Annotated in this window: 14 protein-coding genes and 4 tRNA genes; 11 read left to right on the plus strand and 7 right to left on the minus strand. The window is 53.2% G+C overall.

All coding sequences use genetic code 11. From position 1 onward, the window contains the following. Positions 1-105: 105 nt before the first annotated feature. Positions 106-1626, plus strand: a complete 1521-nt coding sequence (gene norR / locus GHC22_RS05365; RefSeq protein ID WP_057068118.1) for a nitric oxide reductase transcriptional regulator NorR — start codon at positions 106-108, stop codon at positions 1624-1626. Here the strand turns inward: norR and gutQ are convergent. The 7 genes from gutQ to srlA all read right to left on the minus strand — a co-directional run bounded on the left by gutQ (position 1623) and on the right by srlA (position 6544). Continuing rightward, entirely contained in the window at positions 1623-2588 is a 966-nt protein-coding gene (gene gutQ, locus GHC22_RS05370; protein WP_003825938.1) for an arabinose-5-phosphate isomerase GutQ, read from the minus strand. The two genes, norR and gutQ, sit on opposite strands and share 4 nt — an antisense overlap. Then, positions 2581-3354 (minus strand): DNA-binding transcriptional repressor, encoded by a 774-nt coding sequence (locus GHC22_RS05375; protein ID WP_003037350.1) that lies wholly within the window; start codon positions 3352-3354, stop codon positions 2581-2583. The genes gutQ and GHC22_RS05375 overlap by 8 nt, the downstream gene beginning before the upstream one ends. Before the next feature lie 70 nt (positions 3355-3424). Continuing rightward, entirely contained in the window at positions 3425-3784 is a 360-nt protein-coding gene (gutM, locus tag GHC22_RS05380; protein ID WP_153686760.1) for a transcriptional regulator GutM, read from the minus strand. A 55-nt stretch (positions 3785-3839) separates the two neighbouring features. Further along, positions 3840-4619, minus strand: a complete 780-nt coding sequence (gene srlD, locus GHC22_RS05385; protein ID WP_003037345.1) for a sorbitol-6-phosphate dehydrogenase — start codon at positions 4617-4619, stop codon at positions 3840-3842. 17 nt (positions 4620-4636) lie between these two features. Then, positions 4637-4999, minus strand: a complete 363-nt coding sequence (srlB, locus tag GHC22_RS05390; protein WP_008785621.1) for a PTS glucitol/sorbitol transporter subunit IIA — start codon at positions 4997-4999, stop codon at positions 4637-4639. A 13-nt stretch (positions 5000-5012) separates the two neighbouring features. Beyond that, a complete protein-coding gene (locus GHC22_RS05395) occupies positions 5013-5984 on the minus strand; it encodes a PTS glucitol/sorbitol transporter subunit IIB (RefSeq protein ID WP_008785620.1) in 972 nt (323 codons plus the stop codon). After that, the gene (gene srlA, locus GHC22_RS05400) at positions 5981-6544 is read right to left on the minus strand and encodes a PTS glucitol/sorbitol transporter subunit IIC (RefSeq protein ID WP_003037339.1); all 564 of its coding nucleotides are present in this window, start codon (positions 6542-6544) and stop codon (positions 5981-5983) included. Before srlA ends, GHC22_RS05395 begins: the two co-directional genes overlap by 4 nt. Positions 6545-6808: 264 nt before the next feature. On the opposite strand from srlA, the gene mltB reads away from it, so the two are divergent. The 10 genes from mltB to GHC22_RS05450 all read left to right on the plus strand — a co-directional run bounded on the left by mltB (position 6809) and on the right by GHC22_RS05450 (position 14441). Then, entirely contained in the window at positions 6809-7888 is a 1080-nt protein-coding gene (gene mltB, locus GHC22_RS05405; protein WP_194841956.1) for a lytic murein transglycosylase B, read from the plus strand. Positions 7889-8079: 191 nt separating this feature from the next. Continuing rightward, positions 8080-8577: a nicotinamide-nucleotide amidase gene (pncC, locus tag GHC22_RS05410; RefSeq protein WP_048225249.1), complete on the plus strand. Its 498-nt coding sequence runs from the start codon at positions 8080-8082 to the stop codon at positions 8575-8577. Between the two features lie 92 nt (positions 8578-8669). Next, on the plus strand, positions 8670-9734 hold the full coding sequence (gene recA / locus GHC22_RS05415) for a recombinase RecA (protein WP_003037330.1): 1065 nt from the start codon (positions 8670-8672) through the stop codon (positions 9732-9734). An 86-nt stretch (positions 9735-9820) separates the two neighbouring features. Further along, a complete protein-coding gene (gene recX, locus GHC22_RS05420) occupies positions 9821-10321 on the plus strand; it encodes a recombination regulator RecX (protein ID WP_008785618.1) in 501 nt (166 codons plus the stop codon). 128 nt (positions 10322-10449) lie between these two features. Next, on the plus strand, positions 10450-13077 hold the full coding sequence (gene alaS / locus GHC22_RS05425) for an alanine--tRNA ligase (protein ID WP_103285682.1): 2628 nt from the start codon (positions 10450-10452) through the stop codon (positions 13075-13077). 238 nt (positions 13078-13315) lie between these two features. Then, entirely contained in the window at positions 13316-13501 is a 186-nt protein-coding gene (gene csrA, locus GHC22_RS05430; RefSeq protein ID WP_000906486.1) for a carbon storage regulator CsrA, read from the plus strand. A 361-nt stretch (positions 13502-13862) separates the two neighbouring features. Continuing rightward, positions 13863-13955: transfer RNA gene (locus tag GHC22_RS05435), tRNA-Ser, on the plus strand. Between the two features lie 3 nt (positions 13956-13958). Beyond that, positions 13959-14035, plus strand: a tRNA-Arg gene (locus GHC22_RS05440). A gap of 60 nt (positions 14036-14095) precedes the next feature. Continuing rightward, positions 14096-14172 (plus strand) — tRNA-Arg (locus tag GHC22_RS05445). A 192-nt stretch (positions 14173-14364) separates the two neighbouring features. Further along, positions 14365-14441: transfer RNA gene (locus tag GHC22_RS05450), tRNA-Arg, on the plus strand.

Genomic DNA, 14441 nt, shown 5'->3' on the forward strand with positions numbered 1-14441 from the left:
TTTAATGGTTTTATTGTTTTCTGCTTATTAGGTGGTAGTCAAAATGACTATTAATTTTATTGTCAATATGACAATATGAATTGTCAAAATGACAATGAGGTAGTCATGAGCTTTTCCGTAGACGTGCTGGCGGGCATCGCCATTGAATTACAAAGCGGTATTGGACATCAGGATCGTTTTCAACGTCTGATAACCACTTTGCGTCAGGTGCTGGAGTGCGACGCGTCGGCACTGCTGCGCTACGAGTCGCGACAGTTTATTCCGCTGGCGATCGATGGGCTGGCGCAGGATGTTCTCGGCAGACGCTTTACTCTGGAAGGGCATCCGCGTCTGGAGGCGATTGCCCGCGCCGGAGACGTGGTTCGTTTCCCTGCCGACAGCGATTTGCCAGACCCATATGATGGTCTGATTCCGGGGCAGGAGAGTCTGAAGGTGCATGCCTGTATTGGGCTGCCGTTGTTCGCCGGTCAAAATTTGATTGGTGCGTTAACTCTGGATGGCATGGAGCCCGATCAGTTCGATGTTTTCAGCGATGAGGAGCTTAGGCTGATTGCCGCGCTGGCGGCGGGTGCGCTGAGCAATGCGCTGCTGATTGAACAACTGGAAAGCCAGAATATGCTGCCAGGTTCGTCAACCAACTTTGAGCAGGTGACGGAAACCCAGATGATTGGCCTTTCGCCCAATATGATGCAGCTGAAAAAAGAAATTGAGATTGTGGCGGGGTCCGATCTCAACGTGCTGATAAGCGGCGAAACAGGGACCGGGAAGGAGCTGGTGGCTAAAGCTATCCATGAAGGTTCGCCGCGCGCGGTGAATCCACTGGTGTATCTGAACTGTGCAGCGTTGCCGGAAACCGTAGCCGAAAGTGAGCTGTTTGGTCACGTAAAAGGCGCGTTTACCGGGGCTATCAGCAATCGTAGCGGTAAGTTTGAAATGGCCGACAATGGGACGCTGTTTCTCGACGAGATAGGCGAACTCTCGCTGGCGCTACAGGCTAAGCTGCTACGCGTATTGCAGTACGGCGATATTCAGCGCGTGGGTGACGATCGCAGCCTACGCGTGGATGTGCGGGTGCTGGCGGCGACGAACCGTGATTTACGCGAAGAGGTGCTGGCCGGGAATTTCCGCGCGGATTTGTTCCACCGTCTGAGCGTCTTCCCCCTTTCTGTACCGCCTCTTCGTGAGCGCGGCGAAGATGTGGTGCTGCTGGCCGGCTATTTTTGCGAGCAATGCCGACTGCGGCTGGGTCTTTCCCGCGTGGTGCTAAGCCCCGGCGCGCGTAGCCATCTGCTGAATTACGGCTGGCCCGGAAACGTGCGCGAGCTGGAACATGCCATTCACCGGGCGGTTGTTCTGGCCAGGGCTACCAGGGCAGGGGATGAAGTGGTGCTGGAGACGCAGCATTTTGCCTTGCAGGATGAAGGTCCGGCTCCGCAGGTGGCGGAAGTTGTTGCGGAGATCCCGCAACATCACAATCTGCGTGAAGCAACAGAGTCGTTCCAGCGGGAGATGATCCGCCGGGCACTGGCGCAAAATAATCACAGTTGGGCGGCAAGCGCGCGGACGCTGGAAACAGACGTCGCCAACCTGCACCGGCTGGCGAAACGTCTGGGTCTGAAGGATTAGATAATACCGGCCTGATAGAAATCCTGCAGGTTGATAGCACCGGTGAGTTTACCGTTTTCATCGACAACCGGTGCGGCAGTGATTTTACGCTTCATCAGGATCTCTTTGGCGTCAATCGCGCGGCTCTGCGCCTGTAGCGTAATGCCATTCTGAGTCATAGCTTCGCTAACCTGGGTGGTGAGCGCTCCGCCGCCAACCAGCCAGCGGCGCAGGTCACCGTCGGTAAAGACCCCTTTCACCAGTGACTGGTCGTCGCAGACCGCGACCAGGCCAAGACCCGTGCGGCTGAGTTCCAGCATCGCGTCCATCACGCTGGTGGTGAGCTTCACCTGAGGTATGGCATCGTCGCGGCGCATCAGATGATGCACTTTATTCAACAGACGAGCGCCCAGCGCACCTGCCGGATGTGAGCGGGCAAAATCTTCTTCGTTAAAGCCGCGCGCTTGCATCACGGCGATCGCCAGCGCGTCGCCCATCATCAACGTATTTACGGTGCTGGACGTCGGTGCCAGGCGCATCGGACAGGCTTCGCGCTCAACGGAAATATCCAGCACGGCTTTGGCGGCCAGACCCAACGGTGAGGTCGGTTTTCCGGTCATTGCCAGCAGTGCGACGGATTTGTCTTCCAGGCGTGGGATGATGAGATCCAGCTCTTTCGCACCGCCGGAGTAGGAGATAAACAGCATGACATCACGGCTTTCGATCATCCCTAAGTCGCCGTGCAGCGCTTCCGCCGGATGCACAAAAAAGGCGGGCGTGCCGGTACTGGCGAGGGTCGCAGCAATTTTTTTGCCAATATGACCTGATTTACCAATACCGGAGACAATGACTTTGCCTTCACAGTGGATAATCGTATTGGCGGCGCGGACAAAATCATCGCCCAGGCGTTCTGGCAGTCGGCTGGCTTCCTGTAGTTCCAGCATTAACGTCTGACGGCCCGCGTTCAGTAGTGCATCACTCATTGGTTTCTCCGGTTATGATCACTTCAATCCCTTTTGCTTCCAGCGCCTGACGAAACGCAGGGTCGATGCCCGCATCGGTAATCAGCTTGTCGACGCTTTCCAGACTGCATACAACATTAGGGCTTTTGCGCCCAAATTTTGACGAGTCAGCCATCAGAATCACTTCGCGAGCGGCATTGCACATCGCTTTACTGACGCTAAACACCTCATTAAAGGTGGTCACGCCGGCATTGAGGTCAATGCCGTCGGTGCCCATGAAGAGTTTATCAAAGCTGAACTGCTCAAAGGCGTTTTCTGCCAGCTGACCGTGAAATGACGCAGATTTTTTGCGAAAGGTCCCGCCGGGCATCAGGATAGTTTGCTCGTTGTCCAGCTCCGAAAGGGCGTTAACAATGTGCAGACTGTTGGTCATGACGGTGATGTTGCTAAAGCGCGTGAGCATCGGCACCATCTGCAGTACGGTGCTACCCGCATCCAGAATAATAGAGTCGCCATCGTGTATAAAACGGACGGCGGCTTCGGCAATCTGCTCTTTTTTATGCGTATTGATTAGCGTTTTGTGATCGATTGGCGGGTCGGATTCGTCTTTATTTAATACCACACCGCCGTAGGTACGAATGACGGTTCCGGCATTTTCCAGAATGACCAGGTCTTTGCGAATGGTCGTGCCGGTCGTGTCAAAGTAGTGGGCCAGTTCTTCAACCGAGCATTTGCCCTGCTTTTGCAGATGCTCCAGTATGGCAGCCTGACGCTGACGAGGTTTCATAGGCGTGATTACCCTGACTTAATAAGTTGCAAAATGATAATTTCGCAAGCTATTAGCATTCACAACGAAATTACCCATGTTTCAGTTTAAGCGCCAATGATAGTGCATTCTGTGATAACGGATCATGGGGAAAGATCACATCAGGCTGTAAATCATCAAGATGTTTGCCCATTATCGTGGCAATTTTGCTAGGTCGGGCGAATACCGTAAGACCTTTCATAAATAACGTGTCGGTCACCCGTTGCTGCTCATCCAGCGCAATGGCTACCACCACGCGCGGTTTAAAACGCCCACCGGAGCGACCAACACCAACCCGACCTTGCTGGCAGAGTTGATCAAACGCCCGGTTAAAGCGGGATATTTGCCAGCCACCAAGCGCCAGTTGCAGGCACCAGGCGATAGCGGCGACGGTAATCAGTGCGGAAACCATTATGTACTCCTTTGATTTTGCCGGATAAGCGCAGCCGCCATCCGGCAATTCAACATTAAAACATCACCTGACCGCCGGTCACGTTGATGGACTGCCCGGTGCAGTAAGAGGCTTTTGGACTGGCGTAAAACAGCAGCATGTTCAGTACGTCCTGATAATCGCAGCCGCGTTTAAGCGGAACCTTATCAATGTAGTACTGCTCCACCTCATCTGGCTTAAGGCCCAGCTTGGTCGCATATTGCGGTAATAACGACTGAAACATTGGTGATTTCAGCAGGTTGCCGAGCATCAGCGAATGTACGGTGATCCCATACTCCGCCAGATCCAGTGCCAGCGACTGGGTTAAGCCCACGCCACCAAATTTTGCCGCGCTGTAGCCTGAATTGTGTTTGCTGCCCACTTTCCCTGATTTTGAGTTGATCTGGATAATGCGTCCCTGCACGCCATCGCGGATCATCAGGCGTGAAAATTCACGAGCACAGAGGAAGTAGCCGACCAGATTGACCTGCAGCGAGCGGTCGAAATCCCCAAGCTGAAAGTCGCTGATAAACGCGGCTTTAGCGATACCCGCACTGTAAACCAGCAGATCGACGCGACCGAATATTTCATCTACTCCGCGCGACAGCGCCAGCACGCTCTGTTCGCTGGTGGCATCTGCGCCAAAACCGTACGCGGTACCTTCGCCAAACTCGGCGTTAATTTCTTGCGCGACGTTGGCAGCTTTATCGCTTTGAATATCCACCACCGCGACGCGGTATCCTTCTGTCGCAAGCCCACGGCAAAGGAATGCCCCCAGGGTCTGGCCTCCACCAATGACAACGGCAACCTGATTCATTTTTATCTCCTTCAATCTTAAGCAACAAACTTCAAAATACAGCCCGGGGTGATACCGTCCGGGACGGGGCCCGCAACGTGTACAGTGCCGGGGAATTCCGCTTCGCTCTGCCCGTCAAAGCGCAGGGTGATATGCCCGAGTTCACGTAAGTTTTGTTCCGCCACGCTGCCCACGGCGGTGACCGGGTAGTGGTGCTGGCCCAGTTCAAACTGGATCCCTGCTTGTAAAGAGCCGTTCAGGTCCCCGTGGCAATGGATGAAACAAAACTCTTCGATATCCGCTGGCGCGCCTTCACGAAAGGTAATCAGCATCTGGTCGCACAGTGCATCCGGGGCGCTCTGGCCGATACGGGTAATGGTGGTTTGATAAATTACGGTCATTTTTGAGTGCCCCTTATTGGTAAATAAAGCCAGAAACAAACCAGGCGATGAGAACGGTAGGTGCGCCGGTCAGAAAACGGCTCACCAGTACGGATGGCACGCCGACGCGGACAGTGTCCTGACGCGCTTCGGCCAGCGACAACCCAACTGGAATAAAGTCACATGCAGCCTGGGCGTTAATGGCGAACAGGGCAGGTAGCGCCAGATGCGGAGGAATGTTCCCCAGACCAATCTGTACACCGATCAGCACGCCGATAACCTGGGCGATAACCGCACCGGGGCCGAGGAAAGGCGACAGCAGCGGGAAAGAGCAGATCAGCGCCAGAGTAACCAGTCCCAACGGATGGCTGGCCAGCGGCGCAAGTCCATGGGCAATCCAGTCTCCCAGACCCGAAGCCATAATGATGCCGATCAGTGCCGAGACGAACGCCATAAATGGCAGAATAGTTTTCAGGACGGTATCGATGGTGTCACGTCCGGACTGGAACAGAACCGCAACGGCTGAACCCATGCCCATTCCCACTTTTGCCAACAGGCCGTCGCTTTGTTCGGTAATCTTTTTACTGGTGTCGTAATCGCGACCGATAGTGCTGCTTGCAGGTTGCGGCGCAGCGGATGCCTCGCCGACAATCGTGATGTTTTCTTCTTTCACGCCAGAGACATAGATATCTTCGACAATGTACTGAGCCAGCGGGCCGGATTTACCCGTAGCGTGAATATTCACCGTCGGTATACGGCGTTTGGGATAGATCCCACAGCGCAGCGTGCCGCCGCAGTCGATGATCGCCACACCAATTTCGTTCTCCGGCGGCTCGCCTTCTTTGAAGCCATCAACTGCCTGCCAACCGGTCAGGCTTGCTATCCTGTCGACTATTGCGGGGCGAGTTCCTGCGGTGATATAGACAATTTTCTTGCCCGGAATGGCATCCAGTTCAAGGGGGCCACCCCAGCCGCCGGTGCCTTTTTCAATACGAATACGTGTCATGATGTTGCTCCCGCCAGATGCACCTTCTGCTCAAGTTGAATGCCCATTTTTTTCTCGAAGATAGTGGTGGTGAAATCGGTCACCCAGCCGCGGAAGAAGTTAGTCACCAAACCGACCAGCAGGTAGCTCACCGCCAGTGGGCCAAGCGGAAGCCCCAGCGTGGTCAGGCCGCTGGCGATCCCCAGATAGACAAACAGTTCGCCGGGGTTGATGTGCGGGAATAAGCCGTTCATTGAATGGCAACTGTAAGAGGCGGCGGCGTAGTAGCTGGGCTTGTATTTTTCTGGCATAAAGCGACCCAGACTCAGCGTCATCGGGTTACAAAATACAAATGTGCCGATGCACGGCAGTAGCAAATAGCGGGACAGTGGATTTCCGGCGCAGCGCTGAGCAAAACGTTCAATACGTTGCTGGCCGATAAAGTTAATCAGCGCATTCATGATGACCAGCAGGCTAATCAGCAGGGGAAGAATACCGGTCACCATACCGGTAAACACTTCTCCGCCTTTCTGGAACAGCCCGATAAACCACTCAGCACCGAGTGTGATGGTGTCGATCATTATTCTCTCCTGTAGGGATTTTAGTTATCTTGCCAAACGGTGGCTAATTTTAATCAGATTGAAAGATATAAAAGTGTTATTTTGATCTCAAAATGAAAGATAAATATTTTAATTTGAAAGTTATTGCGTGAAGGCTCGCAAATGTGAAGGTCAGAGATGAAAGGGGGTGTAAATTCTGTGAAGGAGAGCGACTACCGCTTCCTTGTATGGCGGAGGATGCTTTACCATACTTCTCCCAGGCTGAATTTGTTTAATGGATGTCTCATGTTCAAGCGTCGTTATGTAGCGTTACTCCCCCTTTTCGTACTGCTCGCTGCCTGTAGCAGCAAACCTAAACCTTCAGAGACTCAAACGACTTCGGGTGCGCCATCCGGCGGCTTCCTGCTTGAGCCACAGCACAACGTCATGCAAACGGGCGGTGATTTTGCCAATAATCCGAACGCGCAGCAGTTCATCGAAAAAATGGTGAACAAGCACGGCTTTGACCGCCAGCAGCTGCAGGAGATCTTGTCGCAGGCCAAGCGTCTGGACTCGGTATTGCGTTTGATGGACCGCCAGGCACCGACGACTCAACCGCCAGCCGGTCCTAACGGCGCATGGCTGCGCTACCGCAAACAGTTCATCACGCCTGACAACGTGCAAAATGGCGTAGCCTTCTGGAATCAATATGAAGATGCTCTGAACCGTGCGTGGCAGGTCTATGGTGTTCCGCCGGAAATTATCGTTGGCATTATCGGCGTTGAAACGCGTTGGGGCCGCGTGATGGGTAAAACGCGGATTCTGGATGCGCTGGCGACGCTGTCGTTTAACTATCCTCGTCGTGCGGAATACTTCTCTGGTGAACTGGAAACCTTCCTGCTGATGGCGCGAGATGAAAGCGACGATCCGCTCGATTTGAAAGGTTCTTTCGCCGGCGCGATGGGCTACGGCCAGTTTATGCCGTCTTCCTATAAGCAATATGCCGTTGATTTCAATGGCGATGGCCACATTAACCTGTGGGATCCGGTTGATGCCATCGGTAGCGTGGCGAATTACTTCAAGGGCCACGGCTGGGTGAAAGGCGATACGGTCGCGGTGCCGGCAAATGGTCAGGCACCTGGGCTGGCGAACGGCTTTAAAACCCAGTACAGCATTTCTCAGCTTGCTGCGGCGGGTCTGACGCCACAGCAGTCGTTGGGTAATCATCAGCAGGCCAGCCTGCTGCGCCTGGATATTGGTACCGGCTATCAGTACTGGTATGGATTGCCGAACTTCTACACCATCACCCGCTACAACCACAGTACCCACTACGCGATGGCCGTGTGGCAGTTGGGTCAGGCGGTCGCGCTGGCGCGCGTGCAGTAATCGCTCCACCGGCCTACAGGAAGAAATCTCTTGTAGGCCGGATAAGATGCCCTGACATCGTCATCCGGCAGGTCTTATTTATGCAACGGAGCAATTTTTGGAATCCCCCTCGTAAAACGTTCTCTCCATCCCCACATTGGTTATGAAAGTGCTATCTTGTCCGGCATATTTTTTAACTGACAGAGGCTGAAATGACCGACAGTGAACTGATGCAGTTAAGTGAGCAGGTTGGCCTGGCGCTGAAAGCGCGTGGGGCGACCGTTACGACGGCGGAGTCCTGCACCGGCGGCTGGGTGGCCAAAGCGATTACGGATATTGCCGGAAGCTCCGCCTGGTTTGAACGCGGGTTTGTGACCTACAGCAACGAAGCCAAAGCACAGATGATTGGCGTGCGCGAAGAGACGCTGGCCCAGCATGGGGCGGTGAGCGAGCCTGTGGTGGTGGAGATGGCGATTGGCGCGCTAAAAGCTGCCCGCGCGCATTTCGCGGTCTCGATCAGCGGTATTGCCGGGCCGGATGGCGGCAGTGAAGAAAAGCCCGTGGGTACCGTATGGTTCGCCTTTGCCAGCGCGAGCGGCGAGGGGATTACGCGTCGGGAATGCTTCAGCGGCGATCGCGACGCGGTACGTCGACAGGCGACCGTCTACGCGTTACAAACCCTGTGGCAACAATTTCTACAAAATACTTGATACTGTATGAGCATACAGTATAATTGCCTCAACAGAACATTATCTATCACGTTTCGCGGTTTAACCCGAAAGCGGCATGACAGGAGTAATTAATGGCTATCGACGAAAACAAACAGAAAGCGTTGGCTGCAGCGCTGGGTCAGATCGAAAAGCAATTCGGTAAAGGCTCCATCATGCGCCTGGGTGAAGACCGCTCCATGGATGTGGAAACTATCTCCACCGGTTCGCTTTCTCTGGATATCGCATTGGGCGCGGGCGGTTTGCCAATGGGCCGTATCGTCGAAATCTACGGGCCTGAATCCTCCGGTAAAACAACGCTGACCCTGCAGGTTATTGCCGCTGCACAGCGTGAAGGTAAAACCTGTGCATTTATCGATGCGGAACACGCGCTGGATCCGGTCTATGCCCGTAAGCTTGGCGTTGATATCGACAACCTGCTGTGTTCTCAGCCGGATACCGGTGAACAAGCGCTGGAAATCTGTGATGCGCTGGCGCGCTCCGGTGCGGTTGACGTTATCGTTGTCGACTCCGTTGCCGCATTGACGCCGAAGGCAGAAATCGAAGGTGAGATTGGCGACTCTCACATGGGCCTTGCGGCGCGTATGATGAGCCAGGCGATGCGTAAGCTGGCCGGTAACCTGAAGCAGTCCAACACGCTGCTGATTTTCATCAACCAGATCCGTATGAAGATTGGCGTTATGTTTGGTAACCCGGAAACCACCACCGGTGGTAACGCCCTGAAATTCTATGCGTCTGTTCGTCTGGATATCCGTCGTATTGGCGCGGTGAAAGAAGGCGACAATGTGGTCGGCAGCGAAACCCGCGTTAAGGTTGTGAAAAACAAAATTGCAGCGCCGTTCAAACAGGCTGAATTCCAGATCCTTTATGGTGAAGGCATCAACTTCTACGGCGAACTGGTTGACCTGGGCGTGAAAGAGAAGCTGATTGAAAAAGCCGGTGCATGGTACAGCTACAACGGTGAGAAAATCGGTCAGGGTAAGGCGAATGCGACCAACTGGCTGAAAGAAAACCCGGCAACTGCGAAAGAAATTGAGAAGAAATTACGTGAGTTACTGCTCAATAACCAGGATTCAACGCCTGATTTCTCCGTTGATGACAGCGGCGAAGACGTAAAAGAAACGAACGAAGATTTCTGATAATCTGTTTTGAATCGCATGTTGTGAATCACATATAGTAAAGGGCTGCATATCATGCAGCCCTTTTTCATTTCTGAAGGCTTACTATGACAGAAGCAACTTCCCGCCGTTCCGCTTATTCCCGACTGCTTGACCGCGCCGTACGCATTCTGGCGATGCGCGACCACAGCGAGCAGGAACTGCGGCGCAAGCTGGCCGCTCCGGTGATGGGGAAAAATGGACCAGAAGAAATTGATGCCACGCCGGAGGATTACGACAAGGTCATCGCCTGGTGTATTGAAAGTCGTTATCTGGATGATGATCGTTTCGTGCAGCAGTTTATCGCCAGCCGTAGCCGCAAAGGTTATGGACCAGCCCGAGTGCGCCAGGAATTAAACCAAAAAGGGATCGCACGTGAAGCTATCGAGCGGGCCATGCGTGAGTGCGAAATTGACTGGGCAGTGCTTGCACGCGAGCAGGCCATTCGTAAGTACGGTGAACCTTTACCTGTCGATTTTTCAGATAAGATAAAGGTCCAGCGTTTTTTGCTCTATCGCGGCTATCTGATGGAAGATATTCAGGCAATATGGCGAAATTTTGACGATTGACCGCATACGGGATTTTACTTCCCAGTAAAGAAAACTTATCTTATTCCCACTTTTCGATTGCCAGAGGCGCAGTTTGCGTGCCGATGCTGGTAATGACATTTCGTTAGCTTGATTTCTTCAGGATAATTATGAGCAAGAGCACCGCTGAGATCCGTCAGGCGTTTCTCGATTTTTTCCATAGTAAAGGACACCAGGTAGTTGCCAGCAGCTCCCTGGTACCGAACAATGACCCTACTTTGTTGTTTACCAACGCCGGGATGAACCAGTTCAAGGATGTTTTCCTTGGCCTCGACAAGCGTAATTATTCCCGCGCAACCACCTCGCAGCGTTGTGTACGTGCGGGCGGTAAGCACAATGACCTGGAAAACGTCGGTTACACTGCACGTCACCACACTTTCTTCGAAATGCTGGGCAACTTCAGCTTCGGCGATTACTTCAAACACGACGCTATTCAATATGCATGGGAACTGCTGACCGGTGAAAACTGGTTTGCCCTGCCAAAAGAGCGTCTGTGGGTAACCGTCTATGAAACTGACGATGAAGCCTATGAAATCTGGGAAAAAGAAGTCGGTATTCCGCGCGAACGTATCATCCGTATCGGTGATAACAAAGGTGCGGCTTATGCTTCAGACAACTTCTGGCAGATGGGTGATACCGGTCCTTGCGGTCCATGTACCGAAATTTTCTACGACCACGGCGACCATATCTGGGGTGGACCTCCGGGAAGCGCAGAAGAAGATGGGGATCGCTACATTGAGATCTGGAACATCGTCTTCATGCAGTTCAACCGTCAGGCTGACGGCACCATGGAACCGCTGCCGAAACCGTCCGTGGATACCGGTATGGGTCTGGAGCGTATTGCGGCCGTGCTGCAACACGTTAACTCCAACTATGAAATCGACCTGTTCCGCTCACTGATTGAATCCGTGGCGAAAGTCACTGGCGCAACCGATCTGAGCAACAAGTCTCTGCGCGTTATCGCCGACCATATCCGTTCCTGTGCATTCCTGATTGCCGATGGCGTTGTGCCGTCGAATGAAAACCGTGGCTATGTGCTGCGCCGTATCATTCGTCGCGCGGTACGTCATGGCAACATGCTGGGCGCGAAGGATACCTTCTTCTACAAGCTGGTTGGTCCGTTGGTGGACGTCATGGGCTCTGCAGGTGAAGAACTGAAGCGTCAGCAGGCTATGGTTGAACAGGTTCTGAAAACCGAAGAAGAGCAGTTTGCGCGTACTCTGGAGCGTGGTCTGGCGCTGCTGGACGAAGAACTGGCAAAACTGTCTGGCGATACGCTGGATGGCGAAACCGCATTCCGTCTGTATGACACCTACGGTTTCCCGGTTGACCTGACGGCAGACGTTTGTCGCGAGCGTAACATTAAGGTTGATGAAGCGGGCTTTGAAGCTGCAATGGAAGAACAGCGCCGTCGTGCGCGTGAAGCCAGCGGCTTCGGCGCAGACTACAATGCGATGATTCGCGTTGATGGCGCCTCTGAATTTAAAGGCTACGAGCACCTGGAACTGAACGGCAAAGTGACCGCGCTGTTTGTTGATGGTAAAGCGGTAGACGCAATTAACGCAGGTCAGGATGCCGTTGTCGTACTGGATCAGACGCCGTTCTATGCGGAATCTGGTGGTCAGGTTGGCGACAAGGGTGAGCTGAAAGGCGCAGGCTTCGCGTTTGCCGTTAGCGACACGCAGAAATATGGCCAGGCTATCGGTCACATCGGCAAGCTGTCTGCGGGTTCTCTGAAAATTGGTGATGCGGTACAGGCTGATGTGGATGAAGCCCGTCGTGCGCGTATTCGTTTGAACCACTCCGCAACGCATCTGATGCACGCAGCGCTGCGCCAGGTTCTGGGCACACATGTGGCACAGAAAGGCTCGTTGGTTAACGATAAACTGCTGCGCTTCGACTTCTCTCATACCGAAGCGATGAAGCCTGCTGAAATCCGTGCCGTTGAAGATCTGGTGAACGCGCAAATCCGTCGCAACTTGCCGATTGAAACGAACATCATGGATCTCGAAGCGGCAAAAGCCAAAGGCGCAATGGCACTGTTTGGCGAGAAATATGACGACCATGTGCGCGTTCTGAGCATGGGTGATTTCTCTACCGAACTGTGTGGCGGTACTCACGCCAGCCGTACGGGTGATATCGGTCTGTTCCGCATTGTGTCCGAGTCAGGTACTGCGGCAGGCGTTCGTCGTATTGAAGCCGTAACCGGTGAAGGTGCTATCCAAACCGTGCATGCTGAGAGCGATCGCTTAAGCGATGTTGCGCAGCTGCTGAAAGGCGATAGCCAGAATATCGGTGACAAAGTTCGTTCCGTGCTGGAGCGTACACGTCAACTGGAAAAAGAATTGCAGCAATTGAAGGAACAGGCTGCGGCGCAGGAGAGTGCAAATCTTTCCAGCAAAGCGGTTGATATCAACGGCGTGAAGCTGCTGGTCAGCGAACTCGCGGACGTTGAGCCGAAAATGTTGCGTACCATGGTTGATGATCTGAAAAATCAACTGGGGTCTACCGTTATCGTTCTGGCAACGGTAGTGGAAGGTAAGGTTTCTCTGATTGCGGGTGTGTCTAAGGACGTGACAGATCGCGTGAAAGCAGGGGAACTGGTTGGAATGGTCGCTCAGCAGGTCGGCGGTAAGGGTGGCGGTCGTCCGGACATGGCGCAAGCCGGTGGTACGGATGCAGCGGCTCTGCCTGCAGCGTTAGCCAGTGTGAAAGGCTGGGTCAGCGCAAAACTGTAATAATTATAAGCGTAAGTCGACGCTGCGGACTTCAATCCGCAGCGTTTGAATCAACGCTATCGACAACGATAAAGTCAGGTTGAAGTTGTGTATATCGGCTAAACTTAGGTTTAACAGAATGTGATGCCGTGACTGCTTACACTTAGGTGTTTGTCATCGCTTACTTTTTGGCGTTATATGATGGATAATGCCGGGATACAGAGAGACCCGACTCTTTTAATCTTTCAAGGAGCAAAGAATGCTGATTCTGACTCGTCGAGTTGGTGAGACCCTCATGATAGGCGATGAGGTCACCGTGACAGTTTTAGGGGTGAAGGGCAACCAGGTGCGCATTGGCGTAAACGCCCCGAAAGAAGTTTCTGTCCATCGTGAAGAGATCTACCAGCGTATCCAGGCTGAAAAATCCCAGCAGTCCAGTTACTAAGGTTTTCGCGTCTCACCTTTCTGGTGAGGCGCAACCTGATTGAGTTACTCTTTTTCTTCTCTTCTCTTCTCTTCTCTTCTCTTCTCTTTTCTTCTTCGTCTTCCCCATTTTTTCGATTCCACTGCGCGTAATGCCTTTTCCTGCGAAGTTTCCGTTTGTTCACTCCTTCAGGAAATTGCCAATTTATCTGTTGATAAAACACTCTTTTTGCCGTTTTTGCAGACTAATTGCGCGTGAAATGTGCAAACGATAAAAGCTCTGGAAAAATTGTTTGACTTATAAGTCCCAGAAAGTAATATGTGCGCCACGCAGCGACGATGAGCAGAAACAAGTTCTTCGAAGCACTCGCAAGAGGCGTGTTGGTGAGGTGGCCGAGAGGCTGAAGGCGCTCCCCTGCTAAGGGAGTATGCGGTCAAAAGCTGCATCCGGGGTTCGAATCCCCGCCTCACCGCCATTTGCATCCGTAGCTCAGCTGGATAGAGTACTCGGCTACGAACCGAGCGGTCGGAGGTTCGAATCCTCCCGGATGCACCATATTACTTGATAGCGCTTTAGCAGCGACATCAAATCTGCAGTAAAGTAAGTTTCCCTGATGCATCCGTAGCTCAGCTGGATAGAGTACTCGGCTACGAACCGAGCGGTCGGAGGTTCGAATCCTCCCGGATGCACCATCTTCTCCGAGGCAACAGCAAAACTGTTGTTTCATGGTCTGCGAGATAATCGCGAGCACCAGGGAGGATAACGTTGCTTTAGCAACGGCCCGCAGGGCGAGGCGCAGCCGAGTAATCCTCCCGGATGCACCATCTCTTACTTGATATCGCTTATCACGATATCAATATCGGCAGTAAAGCAAGTTTTCCGATGCATCCGTAGCTCAGCTGGATAGAGTACTCGGCTACGAACCGAGCGGTCGGAGGTTCGAATCCTCCCGGATGCACCA

This window comes from Citrobacter sp. H12-3-2 (genome assembly GCF_009649895.1).
Classification (GTDB): Bacteria; Pseudomonadota; Gammaproteobacteria; order Enterobacterales; family Enterobacteriaceae; genus Citrobacter; species Citrobacter portucalensis.

Coding starts and splice junctions, on each gene's coding strand:
- norR (WP_057068118.1), top strand. CDS start 106: ATGAGCTTTTCCGTAGACGTGCTGGCGGGCATCGCCATTGAATTACAA.
- gutQ (WP_003825938.1), bottom strand. CDS start 2,588: ATGAGTGATGCACTACTGAACGCGGGCCGTCAGACGTTAATGCTGGAA.
- GHC22_RS05375 (WP_003037350.1), bottom strand. CDS start 3,354: ATGAAACCTCGTCAGCGTCAGGCTGCCATACTGGAGCATCTGCAAAAG.
- gutM (WP_153686760.1), bottom strand. CDS start 3,784: ATGGTTTCCGCACTGATTACCGTCGCCGCTATCGCCTGGTGCCTGCAA.
- srlD (WP_003037345.1), bottom strand. CDS start 4,619: ATGAATCAGGTTGCCGTTGTCATTGGTGGAGGCCAGACCCTGGGGGCA.
- srlB (WP_008785621.1), bottom strand. CDS start 4,999: ATGACCGTAATTTATCAAACCACCATTACCCGTATCGGCCAGAGCGCC.
- GHC22_RS05395 (WP_008785620.1), bottom strand. CDS start 5,984: ATGACACGTATTCGTATTGAAAAAGGCACCGGCGGCTGGGGTGGCCCC.
- srlA (WP_003037339.1), bottom strand. CDS start 6,544: ATGATCGACACCATCACACTCGGTGCTGAGTGGTTTATCGGGCTGTTC.
- mltB (WP_194841956.1), top strand. CDS start 6,809: ATGTTCAAGCGTCGTTATGTAGCGTTACTCCCCCTTTTCGTACTGCTC.
- pncC (WP_048225249.1), top strand. CDS start 8,080: ATGACCGACAGTGAACTGATGCAGTTAAGTGAGCAGGTTGGCCTGGCG.
- recA (WP_003037330.1), top strand. CDS start 8,670: ATGGCTATCGACGAAAACAAACAGAAAGCGTTGGCTGCAGCGCTGGGT.
- recX (WP_008785618.1), top strand. CDS start 9,821: ATGACAGAAGCAACTTCCCGCCGTTCCGCTTATTCCCGACTGCTTGAC.
- alaS (WP_103285682.1), top strand. CDS start 10,450: ATGAGCAAGAGCACCGCTGAGATCCGTCAGGCGTTTCTCGATTTTTTC.
- csrA (WP_000906486.1), top strand. CDS start 13,316: ATGCTGATTCTGACTCGTCGAGTTGGTGAGACCCTCATGATAGGCGAT.